General features: G+C 35.4%; 12 protein-coding genes. All 12 read left to right on the top strand.

All coding sequences use genetic code 11. The features are described 5' to 3' along the window. The first annotated feature begins 7 nt into the window (after positions 1-7). The 12 genes from ACTNEP_RS15690 (at position 8) to ACTNEP_RS15635 (ending at position 17323) form a co-directional block, all read left to right on the top strand. Positions 8-1795: a methyl-accepting chemotaxis protein gene (locus tag ACTNEP_RS15690; protein ID WP_441162964.1), complete on the top strand. Its 1788-nt coding sequence runs from the start codon at positions 8-10 to the stop codon at positions 1793-1795. 405 nt (positions 1796-2200) lie between these two features. Further along, positions 2201-2332: a hypothetical protein gene (locus tag ACTNEP_RS15685; RefSeq protein WP_441162963.1), complete on the top strand. Its 132-nt coding sequence runs from the start codon at positions 2201-2203 to the stop codon at positions 2330-2332. A gap of 202 nt (positions 2333-2534) precedes the next feature. Beyond that, positions 2535-4232, top strand: coding sequence for a cache domain-containing sensor histidine kinase (locus tag ACTNEP_RS15680; RefSeq protein ID WP_441162962.1), 1698 nt, complete (start codon positions 2535-2537; stop codon positions 4230-4232). Between the two features lie 2 nt (positions 4233-4234). Continuing rightward, positions 4235-5752 carry a response regulator transcription factor gene (locus ACTNEP_RS15675; protein WP_441162961.1) on the top strand — a complete coding sequence of 506 codons (1518 nt, stop codon included), beginning with the start codon at positions 4235-4237 and terminating at the stop codon, positions 5750-5752. A gap of 161 nt (positions 5753-5913) precedes the next feature. Continuing rightward, positions 5914-6861: an ABC transporter permease gene (locus tag ACTNEP_RS15670; protein ID WP_441162960.1), complete on the top strand. Its 948-nt coding sequence runs from the start codon at positions 5914-5916 to the stop codon at positions 6859-6861. Between the two features lie 12 nt (positions 6862-6873). Then, positions 6874-7788 (top strand): carbohydrate ABC transporter permease, encoded by a 915-nt coding sequence (locus ACTNEP_RS15665; protein ID WP_441162959.1) that lies wholly within the window; start codon positions 6874-6876, stop codon positions 7786-7788. A 60-nt stretch (positions 7789-7848) separates the two neighbouring features. Continuing rightward, complete coding sequence (locus ACTNEP_RS15660; RefSeq protein WP_441162958.1) at positions 7849-9567, top strand: ABC transporter substrate-binding protein; 1719 nt, start codon at positions 7849-7851, stop codon at positions 9565-9567. Positions 9568-9766: 199 nt separating this feature from the next. Continuing rightward, positions 9767-10693, top strand: coding sequence for a glycosyl hydrolase (locus ACTNEP_RS15655; RefSeq protein ID WP_441162957.1), 927 nt, complete (start codon positions 9767-9769; stop codon positions 10691-10693). A 333-nt stretch (positions 10694-11026) separates the two neighbouring features. Next, positions 11027-13570 (top strand): glycosyl hydrolase, encoded by a 2544-nt coding sequence (locus tag ACTNEP_RS15650; protein WP_441162956.1) that lies wholly within the window; start codon positions 11027-11029, stop codon positions 13568-13570. A 250-nt stretch (positions 13571-13820) separates the two neighbouring features. Next, on the top strand, positions 13821-14996 hold the full coding sequence (locus ACTNEP_RS15645) for an AGE family epimerase/isomerase (protein WP_441162955.1): 1176 nt from the start codon (positions 13821-13823) through the stop codon (positions 14994-14996). Next, positions 14993-16168: a glycoside hydrolase family 130 protein gene (locus ACTNEP_RS15640; protein WP_441162954.1), complete on the top strand. Its 1176-nt coding sequence runs from the start codon at positions 14993-14995 to the stop codon at positions 16166-16168. The genes ACTNEP_RS15645 and ACTNEP_RS15640 overlap by 4 nt, the downstream gene beginning before the upstream one ends. 147 nt (positions 16169-16315) lie before the next feature. Continuing rightward, entirely contained in the window at positions 16316-17323 is a 1008-nt protein-coding gene (locus ACTNEP_RS15635) for a substrate-binding domain-containing protein (protein ID WP_441162953.1), read from the top strand. The last annotated feature ends 24 nt before the right edge of the window (positions 17324-17347 follow it).

Here is a 17347-nt window from a genome sequence, read left to right as displayed (position 1 = left end):
GATGCACATGAATAGGAGCAGGATAAAAATATCTTTGCCAAAATGGAATATCCAGAAACCAAGTTGGAATCGTCATTTCTTGACAGATCGTAAAATTGGACAAAAATATGGTTTACTGTTTACTGGTGTTTTAGTATTGTTTGTACTTTCGTCACTAATTACCATTTTATCCATGGATGGCGTTTTAAAGGAATCACAAGAGGTAAATGAAAAAAGTGATGCATCAATAGAAATTGTCGAGATGGCTTCTGTCTTTAAACAAAAGTCTATTATTATTTCGGATATTTTGACTGAGCAGCATCCAACAACGACAGTTGAAGACTACCAGGCAGAAGGAGATGCATTTTTAACCTCTGTGGAAATGATTGAGGCAGAATTAGAAACAGAAGAACAACAAAAAATATATGAAAAAGTGTTAGATTATAATGACCAAATGGATCAATTGTTTTTTGATGAAATCATTCCTAGAACTGCAGAATATCGGGACAATGGAGAAAGGGTAGACATTTTTGTTCAGACTGATTTACATAACAAAGCAACAACACTCCGTAATTATACTATCAATGAATTAATGGAGTTAAAGGAATTGATGTTGGCAGAACGAAGTGCCTTACAAGACAATATGCAAGCACAGTCCACCATCATCATGATTGTAGTGGTAGCGCTTGTTGTATTCGTTTTAGTTAGTTCTATTGTTATTCTAGTAGTCGTAAATAAAAGAATGTCCAACAGGTTTGCAAACTTAGCGTTGTTTGCAAAACGATTAGGAGATGGTGACTTAACGGTAGAACGAATCGAAGCGGAAGGTAAAGATGAAATTGCAGTTATCCAAAATGCAATGAATCAAATGGCTGATCATCTGCAACGTTCGATTGTCCGGTTATTAGAAACAACGGAAGCAGTAACGAATATGTCGAAAACCTTAAGAGAAAATGCGGAAGAAACAACGGATGTAAATACTCAGATCACAACTACGATGGTAGATATAGCTAATGGCAGTGAAGAGCAAGTTCAAACAGTTCAAAAATCAACAGAGATAATGGAAGATATGAAAAAGTCTTGGGCTGAAGTTACCACAACGATGCAAGAAGCGATTCGCTTAAGTAAGGAAACGAAACAGGAGATTGAAAATGGAACCGCTGATGTAACAGATACGGTAGAACAGATGAATGTGGTTAAAAGGCAAGTGGACGAAATAGCAACCATTATTGACTCATTAAGTGAACATTCTTCGAAGATTAGCAGTATTGTAGATATGATTCATTCGATTTCGTCGCAAACCAATTTATTAGCACTTAATGCGACGATAGAGGCTGCCAGAGCCGGTGAACACGGTAAAGGATTTGCTGTTGTTGCAGATGAAGTTCGTAAACTTGCCGAGCAAACGGCAGATGCCACGGAGAATATTCAGTCATTAATTGCTACTTCGATTGAAGATACCGGTCAAGCAGTAGAAGTGATGGAAATGAGTACAGAATCGGTTAATCAAGGAGTAGAAAAAGTCAAAAAGGTAGGGATGGTATTTGACCTCTTATCAGAGTCGATTCAAACGTTAAATAACCATAATCAGCAAGCTAGTCAAACGATTGACATAACAAATGACAAAATAGATCAAGTAAGTGCGGCAACTACTAATATTCAAGAAATCTCTGAAAAGTCAGCAGAAAGTATCGAGCAAATTGCGGCAGGTTCAGAACAACAAAATGCAGCCATGCAACAATTACTTGCTTCCTCGCAAGAATTAGCATCTATGGCACATGAATTAGAAGAAACCTTTGCAAAATTTAAAGTATAAATCAAAGCCGGTGAAAGATTTTGTTCTTTCGCTGGCTTTTTAAAAAGGTAAGAAAGTATATAATCAGTGTAATGATCGTGTTTAACGAAGTAGTTATTTTGATATATTTTAAGTGTGTTTGCCAATGCTTCGACTAATTACTACGCTTTCCGCGGGTACGGCCTCAACTAACTTTGCAAAGTTAGTTGAGGCTCGCGCTATTCCCGCAGTAGTCTACGTAATTAGTCTCCGTTATGAGGAAGTGTAACAATTCTTGTCAGAAGTAATAGGTTGACTTTTATAAAATGGATAAGAGCAAGAATCGCTATCCATAAGTATAAAAGCAGCAATGTTACTTCATCCTAGAGTTGTAGAGCAGAACTTAGCGAAGGCCGCCAACTTTCACTCCTGTAGGAATCGTTTGGCATGAAAAAGTTAGCAGCCGGAGTGGTGGACAAGCTATTCATATATTATATAATTACTACCAAAGTAATCGACATCCAATTAGCATTTAATAAAGGACCGGCAGGGTATGCCGGTTTTTCTTATTGGGAATAAAAGTAGCAGCATTTTTGTGGGAAAAATGTAGTATGTTATTAGTTTTTATGATATATAATGAATATACATAGATTAACTTTATCGATTAGTTTCATGATGGGGGGAGGTTATCATTCTTAAGCATATCAAGAATTTTGTTAATAATATAAATGTAAGAAATAAGTTATTCATCACATTTGTATGGGTTGTTTTTATCCCTGTTGTGATTGTAGGAGGCTATTTAACGAATGAATTAAGAAATCAGGCAATTGACGAGGCTGAGGAACAGGCTGCGGTTAATATGGAAAGAGTGAAAGAGCGATCACAGGAAGTACTAAAAGTACCTATCTATATCTCGAATAATATCATGCTAGATTATCGTTTTGAGAATATCGTCAACAAACATTACGAAACAACCTATCAAGTAATTTCAGATTATTGGAATTATAACACGTTTGAAGAGTATCAGAAAATCTATGAATCTGAGATTTCCAATATCCGTTTTTATATGGATAATCCTACTTTGATCAACAATTGGGAGATTATTCCGGTTGATTCCGAAGTACAAAAGACGGAGTGGTACAAATTTGCAATGAAGAATTCGGGTGTATCCCAGTGGTTATATATCAAAGATGAAACGAAAAGAAATACCAAGTATTTAAGTTTGGTACGTAGGATTGATTTTCCCGCCTATCAAACGAGTGGAATACTAGTAATTAACGTTAATTTGAAAACGCTAACAACCATTTTGTCACAAGAAGCATCTTTGACAATGCTTGTTGACGATCAACATAATATCATAGCATCCAACAATGCGGAACAAACAGGACATAAGTTAAACGAATTTATCAGAGAAGAACATGTCTTAGCTGGAGAAACAGGTATTTTTCATGATCAAGAAGCAGCGCATCCTAGAAGGATATTTGTCCAAACTATTCCGCTACAAGAGACAGATAATCAATTATCGATCATTTCTGTTATAGAAGACGATAAAATTATCAACAATGCACATCACTTCGGGAGAATGGGGACTATTTTAGTATCCATAGCAGTATTCATTGCTATTGTTCTTATCTATATCGTATCGAAATTATTTTCTAATCGATTAATCATGTTAGGAAGTCAAATAGAGAGAGTTTCTAAAGGAGATTTTAATACACGAATTGTAATAGATGGTAGTGATGAAATAGGGAAATTAGCGAAGAACCTTGATCAAATGGTGCTAAATACCAAAACATTAATACATAAAGTAGAACAGAGTAATCATCAAAAGGCGTTGCTGGAACGGAGGCAAAACGAAATAAAATTCAAAATGATGGCTTCTCAAATTAACCCTCATTTTTTATTTAATTGTTTAGAATCGATTCGAATGGAAGCTCATTATAAAGGTGAATTAGAAATAGCAAATGTTGTGAAACTGTTAGGAAAATTAATGCGGAATAATATTGAAATTGGAACTGGGAGCATAGAACTAGAAAGGGAATTAGAAGTTATCCAATGGTATTTAGACATTCAAAAATTCCGCTATGAAGAGAGGTTGGATTATTCATTTGATATTGATCCTGCTTCCAAGCAACTATTAATCCCACCCTTAATTATCCAGCCTTTAGTGGAAAACAGTGTCATTCATGGTTTAGAACAAAACCGAACGGGTGGAAAAGTGACCATATCTTCCAAAAAGATAGAGAATCAGCTAATTATAGAGGTAAGCGATAATGGAATAGGAATGAGTAAGGAGAAAATTAAAAACTTATATGAAGTATTAGATAAGCAAGAAGAACAGTCAGGCGTTCGTATAGGTCTTCGAAATGTTCATCAAAGATTAAAACTATTATATGGAGAAAGTAGCGGTTTAATCATTACAAGTAAAGAGGGGATAGGAACAAGTATATCTTTTTCGATCATATTAGGAGGAGATTAATAGTGTGGAAGGTAATCATAGCTGATGATGAGAGACGGACAAGACAAGGAATTGTTACTCTGATAGATTGGAAGAGATTAGGATTTGAAGTAGTAGCTACAGCGTCAGATGGCTATATAGCAATCAAAAAGTATAAACAGCATCAGCCAGATCTGATCATTATAGATATCAAAATGCCGAAAATGTCTGGAATTGAAACGATAAAAAACATTCGGGAACATGATAAAGTAGTAAAATTCCTGATACTAAGCGGATATGCAGAATTTCAGTATGCGAAACAGGCGATTCAATATCAAGTAGAGGGATATTTATTAAAGCCATTGGAAGAGCAAGAACTAATCAGTTACTTAAAAAAGATAAACACAGATTTCGTAGAGAAAACTAGGAATAAAGAGAACAAGAAACATGATCAATTGCAACGTTACATAAATTCGGTTATCCAATACAAGATATCAAGTGAAGTTGGTGATTTCTTTCAAGAGAAATTGAAATGGAACTATTATGCTATTCTATTAATAAAATTTTATGATAAGAAGCAATTAGATTTAGCCGATTTGGCTGAATCTATTAAACGATATGTTAAAACAGAAGAAGGTGTGGTGTTTATTAAAAACGGCTATGTAGGGATATTGGTAAAGGAAAGTCATGTCGGAAGTAATACGGAAAAAGTATACTATCCTGTTTATAACTATTTGAAAGAACAAAACCTCGCATTTATTGCTGCGGTATCTGATTGTGTTGGACAACTCGAAAGTGTGGCGGACTGTTATCAACAGGCAACATCGTTTTTACAGGAAAGCTTTTTCTATGAGGAGCAATATCTGATTACACCATATTCCGCAATGATTAAAGAACGTAGCTTAGATACCTCTGCAGAACAAGTAGCAGATTATCAAGAAAAGCTGTTATATGCAGTAGAGATTAGCGATTGCAATACATTTAAGCAGCTGGTGCAGAATCTTATTGTTCTTTTGGCTAAATCGGGTTTTACAGAAATAGAAATAAAGCAACAAGTTACTACATTATTAACTTTCATAAATAACAAATTGATAGCTCGACATCCCGAAGTACAAACTGAAATAATGATAATGCTTAGTGAGATTGTTAGTATTCAAAAAAGTTATACAGTAAAACAACTGATGTCAATAGCGTATGAACATTTAAAAGCAGTTTCCTCTGTAATTGATGAAGACAAATCCGATTTAATTGTAAAACGGATGATTCATTTTATTAACAAAAATTATGATCAGAATATTAAATTAGATACATTGGCAGAACTATTACATTATCACAAAGCTTATTTAGGAAAAATATTTAAAGAAACTACAGGTGAATACTTTAAAACCTATTTAGATAAAGTAAGAATAAAAAATAGCAAACGCTTATTATTGGATGGATTTAAAGTGTATGAAGTAGCCAAAATGGTGGGATATACGACACCTGATTATTTTCATAGTAAATTCAAAAAGTATGAAGGAATGTCTCCATCTGAGTACCGTAAAAAGAAGAAAGATGGATGAAGGAACACACTTAGCTGTACCGTAAATATGTAATTCAACAAAGAAAGCGCTTCCTATTTAGGAGTGTTTTCTTTATTTTTTATATGAAATGATTGTTATTTTGTTGGGTTTTACAAAGTTATTCATTAAGTTAACATTAACTTAACAAAGGAGGAGGGCAAATGGATGTAGCTGAAAAAAGAGAAAAAATAAAAAAGTCTAGTTTGTTTTGGAAAACATTAAAAAGTCAAAAAATGCTTTATGCAATGTCGTTACCATTTGTTGCATGGGTGTTTGTATTTAATTATCTGCCTGTTTGGGGTTGGACAATGGCTTTTCAAAATTATATTCCTGGAACCCCTTTTTGGCAGCAAGAATGGGTAGGCTTTCATCATTTTATACAATTATTTCAAGATGAACGATTTTTCCTAGCACTACGTAATACACTTGCTATGAGTTTTCTCGGACTATTATTCGGATTTACTATTCCGATTGTATTTGCAATCTTACTAAACGAAGTGCGACATTCTTTATTTAAAAGAATAACGCAAACAGTCACGTATTTACCACATTTTGTCTCATGGGTTGTTGTAGCTGGTATTGTTACCAAAATCCTTTCGACTGATGGAGGAATTATCAATGATTTGTTAGTAGGGATGGGAGTCTTGGATCAGCCTTATCAATTTATGGCGGAGGGAAAATGGTTTTGGGCGATTGTGACGATCTCTGATATATGGAAAGAGATGGGGTGGAACGCCATCATTTTCTTAGCAGCTATAGCTGGATTAGATCCCCAGCTCTACGAGGCCGCCAAAGTCGATGGTGCCAGCAGGTTTAGACAGATCTGGCATATTACACTTCCGGGAATTCGGCCTACTATTTTAGTTGTATTAATTTTGAATATCGGTCATTTAATTCAGATTGGCTTTGAAAAACAGATGCTATTAAGCAATTCTCTTGTCATTGAATATGCAGAAGTGTTGGAATTGTATGCGCTTAACTACGGAATTGGCTTGGGGCAATTTTCATATGGAACAGCAATCGGTATTTTTAATTCAGTCGTTAGCATTTTCTTATTATTACTAGCGAATGGCATATTTAGAAGATATTCGAACCAAAGTGTTATGTAGGAGGGGAGTCGATTGGCAAATCCATCAGATCTTTATCAAACTACTGTGAGAGAAAAAATATTTGATATTTTGAATTATCTTTTTTTAAGTATTGTTATCGTCATTACGTTATATCCGTTTTTAAATGTGTTGGCAATTTCCTTAAATGATTCTACGGACACCGTTAGAGGTGGTATATATATTTGGCCAAGGGAGTTTACCTTAAACAACTATTTAGAAATTATGAAATATGACAATCTCGTAACCGGGTTTGTAAATTCAGTTTTAAGGACAGTAATTGGAACGATATTAGGTGTATTTATTCAAGCAATGGTTGCTTTCACGCTAAGTAGAACGGATTTTCAAGGAAGAAGATTTGTTTCTACAGCTATTGTGCTTACGATGTATTTCTCTGGAGGGTTAATTCCGGGATATATGTTAATAAGAGATTTGGGATTAATTAATTCATTTTGGGTTTATATCTTACCTGGATTAGTAAGCGCTTTTAATATTATTATTATTCGCTCGTTTATGGATGGATTACCTTTTTCTTTACAAGAATCAGCGAAGATGGATGGAGCAAATGATTTTGTGATTTTTTATCGTATTATTTTACCACTCTGTAAACCAGTGTTAGCAACTATTGCTTTATTTGTCGCAGTTGGTCAATGGAATTCATGGTTTGATACGTATTTATATAACAGTATGAATGAAAGTTTAACGACGTTGCAATATGAGTTAATGAAAATCTTAGATAACACCACCATGGGAGGAAGTCAGGATGCTAATTCAATGCGTCCGAATAATGAACAACAAATGAACAGGGTCTCACCACAATCGATAAAGATGGCGATCACGATGGTAACCGTTATCCCAATTATTATGGTATATCCATTTGTGCAACGATATTTTATTCAGGGGATGACTCTCGGTGCAGTTAAACAATGATGGTGTTTTCAGGTTTTGTACCTGTTTATACAATAATGACTAATTAGGGAGGAATAAAAAGTGGGGGTATGGAAAAGAAGTTTGCAATTGGTTTTTATTTTGTTATTCCTATTATGGCTTGCTGCATGTCAAAATTCTGAGGAAAGCGATGGTTCTGCTGAAGGTGATCAGACAAATGAAGAGAATACAGAAGAAAAAGATAGTTCTTCCAATGAATTAGAACCAGTTACCTTGACAGTGTTTGATTCTGATACGAATCCGGATTGGGTAGAGGACATGGATACGCCGGTTGGTCGCAAAATTAAGGAAGATACCGGAGTAACCTTAGAAGCAGAGTTTGACATTGAAGGAGGAGAAACAAAGATTCCATTAATGACAGCTAGTGGTGATTATCCCGATTTAATTGTATCGAAAGGTGCTGGTCAATTAGTGGATGCTAATGCTTTGATAGATCTTGCACCACTAATTGAAGAGCATGCTCCTAACATCAAAGAAATGCTAGGGGAAGATGGCATTAACCGCTTAAAATGGAGTGAAGACGATCCTTCTATTTATGTGTTGACAACATCTCCTGTAGACAATCAAGCATTGACACCAGGTTATGGTGCGTGGATACAGCATGCAGTAGTAAAGGAATTAGGATACCCAGAAATTACAACATTGGACGACTTAAAAAATGTGCTAAAAGAATATAAAGAATTACACCCAGAAATTGATGGTCAACCTACCATTCCTTTAACAATGAATACCGACAGTTGGAGGATTCAATCCTCTTTCTTGAATTCAGGCTTTATGATGACTGGTGCAAGTGATGACGGAGAATATTATATAGATCCAACAACGTATGAAGCAACTTTGCATTATCGTCGTCCGGTCGAAAAAGAAGTATTTAAATGGTGGAATGATATGAATGCAGAAGGTTTACTTGACTCCGAAATGTTTGTACAGAAAAGTGATCAATTTGATTCAAAGCTTTCCTCTGGAAGGGTGTTAGCAACTATTGGTCCTGATTATTTAATGCACAGTGCACAAGAAGCCTTACGTGAATCGGGAATGGAAGAACGAATGTATGGAGTGTATCCAGTTACTTTAAGTGAGGAGTATAAAAGCCATACGTATCAAAGCAATGGCTTGCAGGTAGGTTGGGGAATCAGTATTACGGAGGATTGTGAGGATCCGGTGAGAGCGATTAAATTTCTAGATTATCTAGTATCTGAAGAAACGCAAATTATGTTAAATTGGGGCATTGAAGGCGAACACCATGAAATAGTAGACGGAAAACGTGTCATTCCTGAAGAAGAATGGGAAAAACGAAACTCTGATCAAGAATACCTAAAGAAAACCGGTATCGGTTATAATTTTGCTAGATTCGCCCCGCGCTATGGTGATGGAGTATTAGATTCAACAGGTCAGCCTTTTACAACTAATACACGCGAATTGGCCATTGAGAACCAAACAGATGCTGAAAGAGAGGTACTGGAAGCGTATGGTGTGGAACTGTGGCAAGATCTTTTCCCTTTAGCTGATGAATTTCCTGTAAAACCTTGGGGAGCAGCTTACAATATTTCGATTCCGGCAAATTCGGAATTACAAACAATCAACCAAAGAGCTTTAGATCTTACGAAACAGCTTGTTCCTAAGGCAATATTAGAGAATCCAGATCAATTTGATGTGGTTTGGGATGAATTTATGACATCACTTGAAAAAACAAATATTGAGATAGCAGAGAAAGAATATACAAAACTTATTCAAGAGAAAGTGGAATTATGGAGTAATTAAACTTAATCATTTAATCCTCGGAGAAGAATGAAGTCTCCGAGGATTGCTTATACGGAAAGAATGAAATCGCCACGGATAAGATTATTCATAAACTTTTTACAGCGGAATTATTCCAGTGCTAAATTACCAGTGTTTAACCTTATGGAGTGTTTAAAATAAGAGAATAATAGGATATACCGAAATGAAAGAGGGATTATAAATGGTAGGTAATGTGAATGTAAGAAACAATAAATTATCTAACTCAAATGCAAGTTATGAAGCAAAAAAATTATTTCAATATATCTGCAGTATTTATGGAAATAAGATTCTTTCCGGACAACAGGAATCAGATTGGAAAGCACCTGCAGATGACGAGCTAGATTATATAAAGGAAAAAACAGGAAGACTACCTGCTATTCGTGGTCTTGATTATATCAATGATGATTATGAAGGTGTCAATAAGAGATCAATAGAATGGTGGGAAAAGGGAGGAATTGTATCTATTTGCTGGCATTGGGGGACACCACCAGATGGGATAGGGTATGAATCTTCTAAGGGAACTATTGACTTGGAGGAGGCATTAACAGAAGGAACTGATTTATATAATGGTATGATTGCCAAAATGGATGAAGTGGCAGTAGCACTAAAGGAGCTGCAAGATGCTCGAGTACCCATTCTCTGGAGACCATTTCATGAATTTGATGGAGCTTGGTTTTGGTGGGGGAAAGGTGGAGCGGTACAATTTATAAAACTTTGGCGTTTAATGTATGATCGCTATACTAACTATCATGGTTTGACCAATTTAATTTGGGTTCTTGGTTATTCTGGAGAAGTAAAAAAAGGATGGTTCCCAGGATATGAATATGTTGATATTGCTGGAGCAGATACTTATAATCCAGGACCCCAGACTGATTTGTATCAAAAAGTTTTTGACATAGTAGGCAGGAATATGCCCATAGCTTTTCATGAATGCGGGCCTATTCCAAATCCTGTTGAAATGATAAATGATGGGGCGAAGTGGGTGTGGTTTCTAACCTGGCATACTATACACGTTAAGGAACAAAATACACCAAATTATTTAAGCGCTATATATAATCATGAATATGTAATTACGTTAGATAAAGTACCGAATTTGAAATTTAGATGAATTTCCAACGCGCACTAAACTAATTAATAACTTACTCATTTTTTTATAATATAGGAAAGTATATAATCCGCGGTATCAACGCATTTGTAAACAGAGTAGCCATTTTGAAATAGCTTGTACAGGAAACCATCGCTGCGGCTGTCTACTTCCCTTTCCACGGGATTTTCTTCTAAGCTAACGTTGGTATGCAAAGAGCGCTTACTAAAGTGGATCTTAGTCAAAAGTTTTTCCCTTCCATATTAAATAGACGGTTACTTTAATAATTCGATTAGAGGCTTAATAATTCGAAAAATTGTATACGCTTTAAAACTATTTTTGTGGAGGTAGTTAATATTGAGAAGGTATTCATTAATTAGAACAGTTATTTTTCTATTAATTGGAAGTTTTTTACTGAGCTTATCTGAAGCAAATGTATTTGCAGTAAATAATGAAACAGAAAATGAAGTTGAAGAATGGAAGCTTGAGGCGGAAGATGCTATATTAACTGGATTAACAGTGCAAGATGATGTTCCTGGTTATTCAGGAACAGGATATGTTGGGGATTTTTCTGAAGAAGATGCTAGCGTGACATTTACCATTACGGTGCCTGATACTGCTTTATATACCTTAACGGTGGGCTATGGTGGATTGTATGGAGAAGGCAAACACGCAAATCTACGATTGAATGGAGAAGCTTATACTACCTTCAAAATGGGGGAAGGTTTTGGAGAAGCATCGATAGGAAAAGTGTTGTTAAATGAGGGTACGAACACAATCACTGTTACACCTAATTGGACACATTTCGCTATTGATTATATTAAGTTATCCTTGGCACCACCGCCAACTGACCATGAAGTAGAAAAACAACTTATTAACCCTACTGCGACAAAAGAAACAAAGGCTTTGTTTAGTTATTTAGTGGATAACTTTGGCGAAAATATAATTTCTGGTCAACAAGATGATGCTAATAATGATTTAGCTGATGTCAAATATATTAAAGAGTTAACAGGGCAAACACCTGCTATTTTGGGCTTGGATTTGATGGATTACAGTCCGTCACGAGTCGAGAGAGGGGCTGTTTCTCATGATGTTGACCTTGCACTTGAATGGGATGAGCAAGGTGGGATCGTAGCATTTGCCTGGCATTGGAACGCGCCAAAAGATCTTCTTGATACAGAAGATCAACCTTGGTGGAGTGGTTTCTATACAGATGCAACAACATTTGATGTGGAATATGCAATGAATAACCCAGAATTAGAAGACTATCAATTGCTTCTTAGAGATATCGATACGATTGCGGTTGAATTAAAAAGATTACAAGATGCTAATGTGCCAGTTCTATGGAGACCATTACATGAAGCCGAAGGAGGTTGGTTCTGGTGGGGGGCAAAAGGGCCAGAACCAGCTATAGAGCTATGGAAATTGATGTTCAATCGATTAACTAACCACCATAAATTAAATAATTTAATATGGGTATGGAATTCAATTGATTCAGAGTGGTACCCAGGTGATGATTATGTTGATATTGTTAGTTTTGACTCCTATCCTGGAGAGTATAACTATTCCCCACAAAATGATAAATATGAAGCACTTGTAGATCTTTCATCAAACAGAAAGTTAATTGCAATGACGGAAAATGGACCTATCCCAGACCCGGACATGTTAAACATTTATAATTCCATGTATAGTTATTTTACAACTTGGATTGGTCTATTAACAAGTAACAATAGCAGTGAACATTTACAAAAAATTTATAATCACGAAAAGGTTATTACCTTAGAGGAACTGCCAGATTTAAAGACATATGGGGTAGAGAAAAGTTCAGATGCTAGCCTCCAAGCTTTAACAGTTAATAAAGGTGTGCTTACCCCTGCCTTTTCTAAGGATGTGAAAGAGTATTATTTAGAGGTAACCGAGACCGTAGAAGAATTAACACTTACACCAGTAGCTAACTCAGACGGTGCAACCATCACTATAAATGGAAATGAGGATTTGACAAGTGCTATTAAACTCAGCTTAGGAGATAACGTTATAAATGTCGAAGTTACAGCAGAAGACGGAACGAAGTCGATTTATTTGCTGCATGTGAAAAGGTTGGCAAGCTTTATTTCTACAGACCTTATACAAGAAAAGAATCATTTTGTGATACCAGAAGGTGAAATAAATAATCTAGCAGAAGATGGTTTGCTTGAATTATCGGTACCGAATGACAAGAATGATATTGAAGTTGTGTTTTACCCTGAGCAATTAGAAATTTTACTGGAGAAAAATACTGAAATCCAGATAGTGAAGAAGGATCTGAAAATAAATTTTGATTTGCTATCTTTTGAAACAGGTTCACCACTAACATTAAGAATAGCTAAAATAAAAGCATCAGAGCTAGAAAAGGGTGATCTTGCAGCTACAAAATTATATGATTTGACATTTAAACAAAATAGTCAGGCAATCTCTCAATTTTCTTCAGGCATTCAACTGTCCTTCTTAGTAAAGAAGCCTAACGAAAATCAAAAAATCTATTATTGGGATGTTCAAGAGTCGATATGGGAAAAAATTGGAGGAACTATCGAAGATAACTGGATAACTGTCCGAACGGACCATTTTACCATTTTTTCAGTATTTGATATTGGTAATATGGGGATAGATAAAGAAAATCAAGAGAATAAGGATACAAATAAACAAGAAGAGCAACCAATAAGTGAACAAACTATAAGCAGTGACGAGAATTTAAATAATAACAAAACAAAGGAGCATACAATAAAAAATCCAAAAGCTAAAAGCAATCTTCCGGACACTGCTTCATTCACATATAATTGGTTATTACTGGGTTTTATTGTCCTTGTGTTAGGAATAGGGAGTTTAGTTTTCACAAGGAAAAAAGTAAGGGAAAATGTGAATTAGTATACTATTACGGACTGTATCAGAATAGGAAACTAGTACATTATAATGGAAAATTGATAGAAGATTTTTCACATGAACTTGAACTGAATAAGTAATCGTTTAAACTCTAACCCCCTCCTTTTCTAACAAGTGGTAAGGAAGGGGGGTTTTGATTGGAATCAATCCTGAAGCAAGTAATTGACAAAGGTTAATAAGTTAATTATTATTATCTTATTAAGTTATCGATAAACTCGAAGAGGGGGTTCCGTTCATGAAAGAGCTGACAAGCGAAATTCAACTACATTTAGAGCAAAAAATCCTCCCGTTTTGGATGCAGTTGAGGGACGAACAACATGGTGGTTTTTATGGGAAAGTAGACTATCATTTAGAAATTGATAAGCAGGCAGATAAAGGAGGGGTTGCGACAGCAAGATTCCTTTGGACTTTTTCAGCGGCATATCGTGTTACTGGTAAAGAAGAATACTTAGCACATGCACATCACCTTTATCACTTTCTGCGTGACAAACTATACGATGAGGAACATCTAGGCATTTATTGGTTAGTAGATTATAAAGGGCAACCGAAAGATACGAGAAAACATGTATACGCCCAATCTTTTGCGGTTTATGCGTTAAGTGAATATTATCGAGTCACGAAATCAGGGGAAGCATTAGCTTTGGCAAATGAAATCTATCATTTAATTGAAGAGAAAGGCTATGACAAGGATAATCGTGCTTATTGTGAAGAATTCGATCAATTTTGGAATCCGGTATCAAACGAAATGTTAAGTGAAAATGACGTTGTTGCAGAAATTACAATGAATACGCATATTCATGTATTGGAAGCGTATACCAATTTGTATAAAGCAAACCCAACGGATGCATTAAAACAAAGATTACTAGATTTATTAGAAGTTCATTATGAGAAGATTTATAACAAAGATACCAGATTTTTAGGTGTTTTTTTCGATAAGCAATGGAATTCATTAGTCAATATGAAATCATTCGGTCATGACATTGAAGCGAGCTGGTTGATGGATGAAACAATTAAAACAATCGGTTTAAGCGATAAAAGATTTGATCAAATGGTGGTGGATATTGCTTATAACATTGCCGAATATGCGATGCAGGCGGATGGTTCATTAATTAATGAACAGGTTGATGACCATTATGATGAAACGAGAATTTGGTGGGTACAGGCAGAAGCAATGGTCGGCTATTTAAATGCATTTGAACGTACAAAAGATCCGAAATTTAAACAATTAATCGAAAACCTTTGGAGTTATATTAAAAAGCATATAGTGGATAAACGTATAAACGGAGAATGGTATTGGTCCATAGAGCCTGATGGAAAGCCTACTGAAAAAGCAATTGGGGAACCGTGGAAGACATCTTATCATAATAGCAGATTTTGTTTAGAATTTATCGAAAGGGTGAAGCAGTCATGATCCATGAAAAGTACTATCAGCTTTTGGAAGAACAAGAAAAATTAATTCAACGTAAAAATCGAGAAAACAAGCAATTTTATAATGGTGTCTATACAAAATATCAATATCCGGCCATAACGAGACATCATGTGCCACTTCATTGGCGTTTTGATTTGAATAAGGAAACAAATCCATACTTTATGGAACGTTTAGGTGTTAATGCGACATTTAATCCTGGAGCAATCTATCATGAAGGGAAATATTACATGATTGTACGTTTAGAAGGATTGGACCGTAAATCGATTTTTGCATTAGCAGTAAGTAACAATGGTGTAGATCAATTCCGATTTATTGATACTCCACTCGTTTGGGAAGATATTGATCAAGAAGAAACAAATATGTATGATATGCGTTTAGTGAAACATGAAGATGGCTGGATTTATGGTATTTATTGTTCAGAAAGTAAAGACCCAGATGCAGAAGGATTTGATACGTCTAGTGCAGTAGCCCAAGCAGGTCTGGTTCGAACTCAGGATCTTAAGAGCTGGGAGCGTTTGCCGAATATCCAAACGTCATCCCCACAACAGCGTAACGTCGTATTACACCCTGAATTTGTTGAAGGAAAATATGCCTTTTACACTCGACCGCAAGACGGATTTATTTCAACTGGCTCTGGTGGTGGAATTGCTTTTGGCTTAGTAGAAGATATCACAAATCCGGTAATAAAAGAGGAACAGGTTATCCATGGTAAAAGATATCATACTATTTATGAAGTGAAAAATGGCCAAGGACCTGCTCCAATTAAAACAGATAAAGGCTGGATTCATATTGCTCATGGTGTCCGGAATACTGCTGCAGGTTTACGATATGTACTTTACACTTTTGCCACTAGTTTGGAAGACCCTACGAACCTAATTAAGTTACCAGGCGGACATTTTGTTGCACCATATGATGATGAGCGTACAGGTGATGTTTCTAACGTTATTTTCTGTAATGGTGCGGTTGTAAATGAAGACAACGAAGTGTTTATTTATTATGCTTCTAGTGATACAAGGATTCATGTGGCAAAAACAACGATAGATCGATTAGTTGATTATACCTTTCATACACCGGAGGATCCATATCGTTCGTTGAAGAATGCACAACAACGTAAAGAATTAATTGAGAAGAATGAGGTATTATTAAAAGGGTGACATCCATAGTTCACCCTTTTCTCTATCAACTTAGAAACTAATAATATTTTAAGGAAAATAAACAAAAATTAAGCTAAAATATTAAGTAATTTAGCTTTAAGAATGTTATGATGAATATATTGGAAGAAATAGTGTGGGGTGAACAAATTGAAGTCAAATGTCACGATGAAAGACATTGCAGAAAAACTGAATGTGAGCAGTGTTACTGTATCGAAAGCACTAAACGATAAAGAGGGTGTCAGTGAAGAACTAAAGGAAAAGATTAAAGCGTTAGCGGATAAAATGGGATATCGCTATAATACGATGGCAAAATCAATGAAAGATGGCAAATCCTACAATGTCTGTGTAATCATTCCTGAACGTTATACTGGAATGACGCAATCTTTTTATTTAAAAGTGTATCAAGCGATTGCGCAGATTTTAGAAGATCGTGGTTATTATGGAATCATCCATATATTACCAAGTGAAGACGAGGATTGCCTAAAATTACCACGTATTTATCATGAGCGAAGAGTGGATGGTTTTATTATGCTTGGACAACCGAGCAAAGAATATATTGAATTAATGCAGAGTGTTGAAATGCCTTTAGTTTTTTTAGATTTCTATGATGAAAATGATAACGTCGATGCAGTAATTACCGATAACTTTTATGGTGCTTATGAAATAACCAATTCACTCATTCAACGTGGCCATGAAGAAATAGCTTATGTCGGTAATTTATTTTCTACCAGTAGTATTCAAGACCGTTTTCTAGGATACTACAAATCGTTATTAGAACATAAAATTCATCTAAAACAAGAGTATGTAATTAGTGATAGAGATGACAGAGGAGCATTTATTGAGATGGATTTACCTGAAAAAATGCCGACTGCTTTTGTTTGTAATTGTGATCAGGTAGCACATTTGCTTATAGAAAGGCTAAATAAAGAAGGATATAATGTGCCTGAAGACTGCTCTGTTGTCGGATTTGACAATGATATCTATGCAACACTCACTACGCCTCATCTCACAACGGTAGAAGTGGACATTGAAGAGATGGCAAAAAACACGGTTAAATTTATTTGTGAAAAGATGGATAATCCAGAAACGAAATTTGGCAGATTGGCAGTAAAAGGTAAAATTATCCATCGTGATTCCGTAAAAGCGATAAAATAAACAAACAAAACCAGGGTGATTGCC

The sequence above is a fragment of the Gracilibacillus sp. HCP3S3_G5_2 genome, assembly GCF_052063305.1.
Lineage (GTDB): Bacteria > Bacillota > Bacilli > Bacillales > Amphibacillaceae > Gracilibacillus.
The sequence above is the reverse complement of the archived record's forward strand: the minus strand, read 5'-3'. Positions and strand labels throughout refer to the sequence as shown.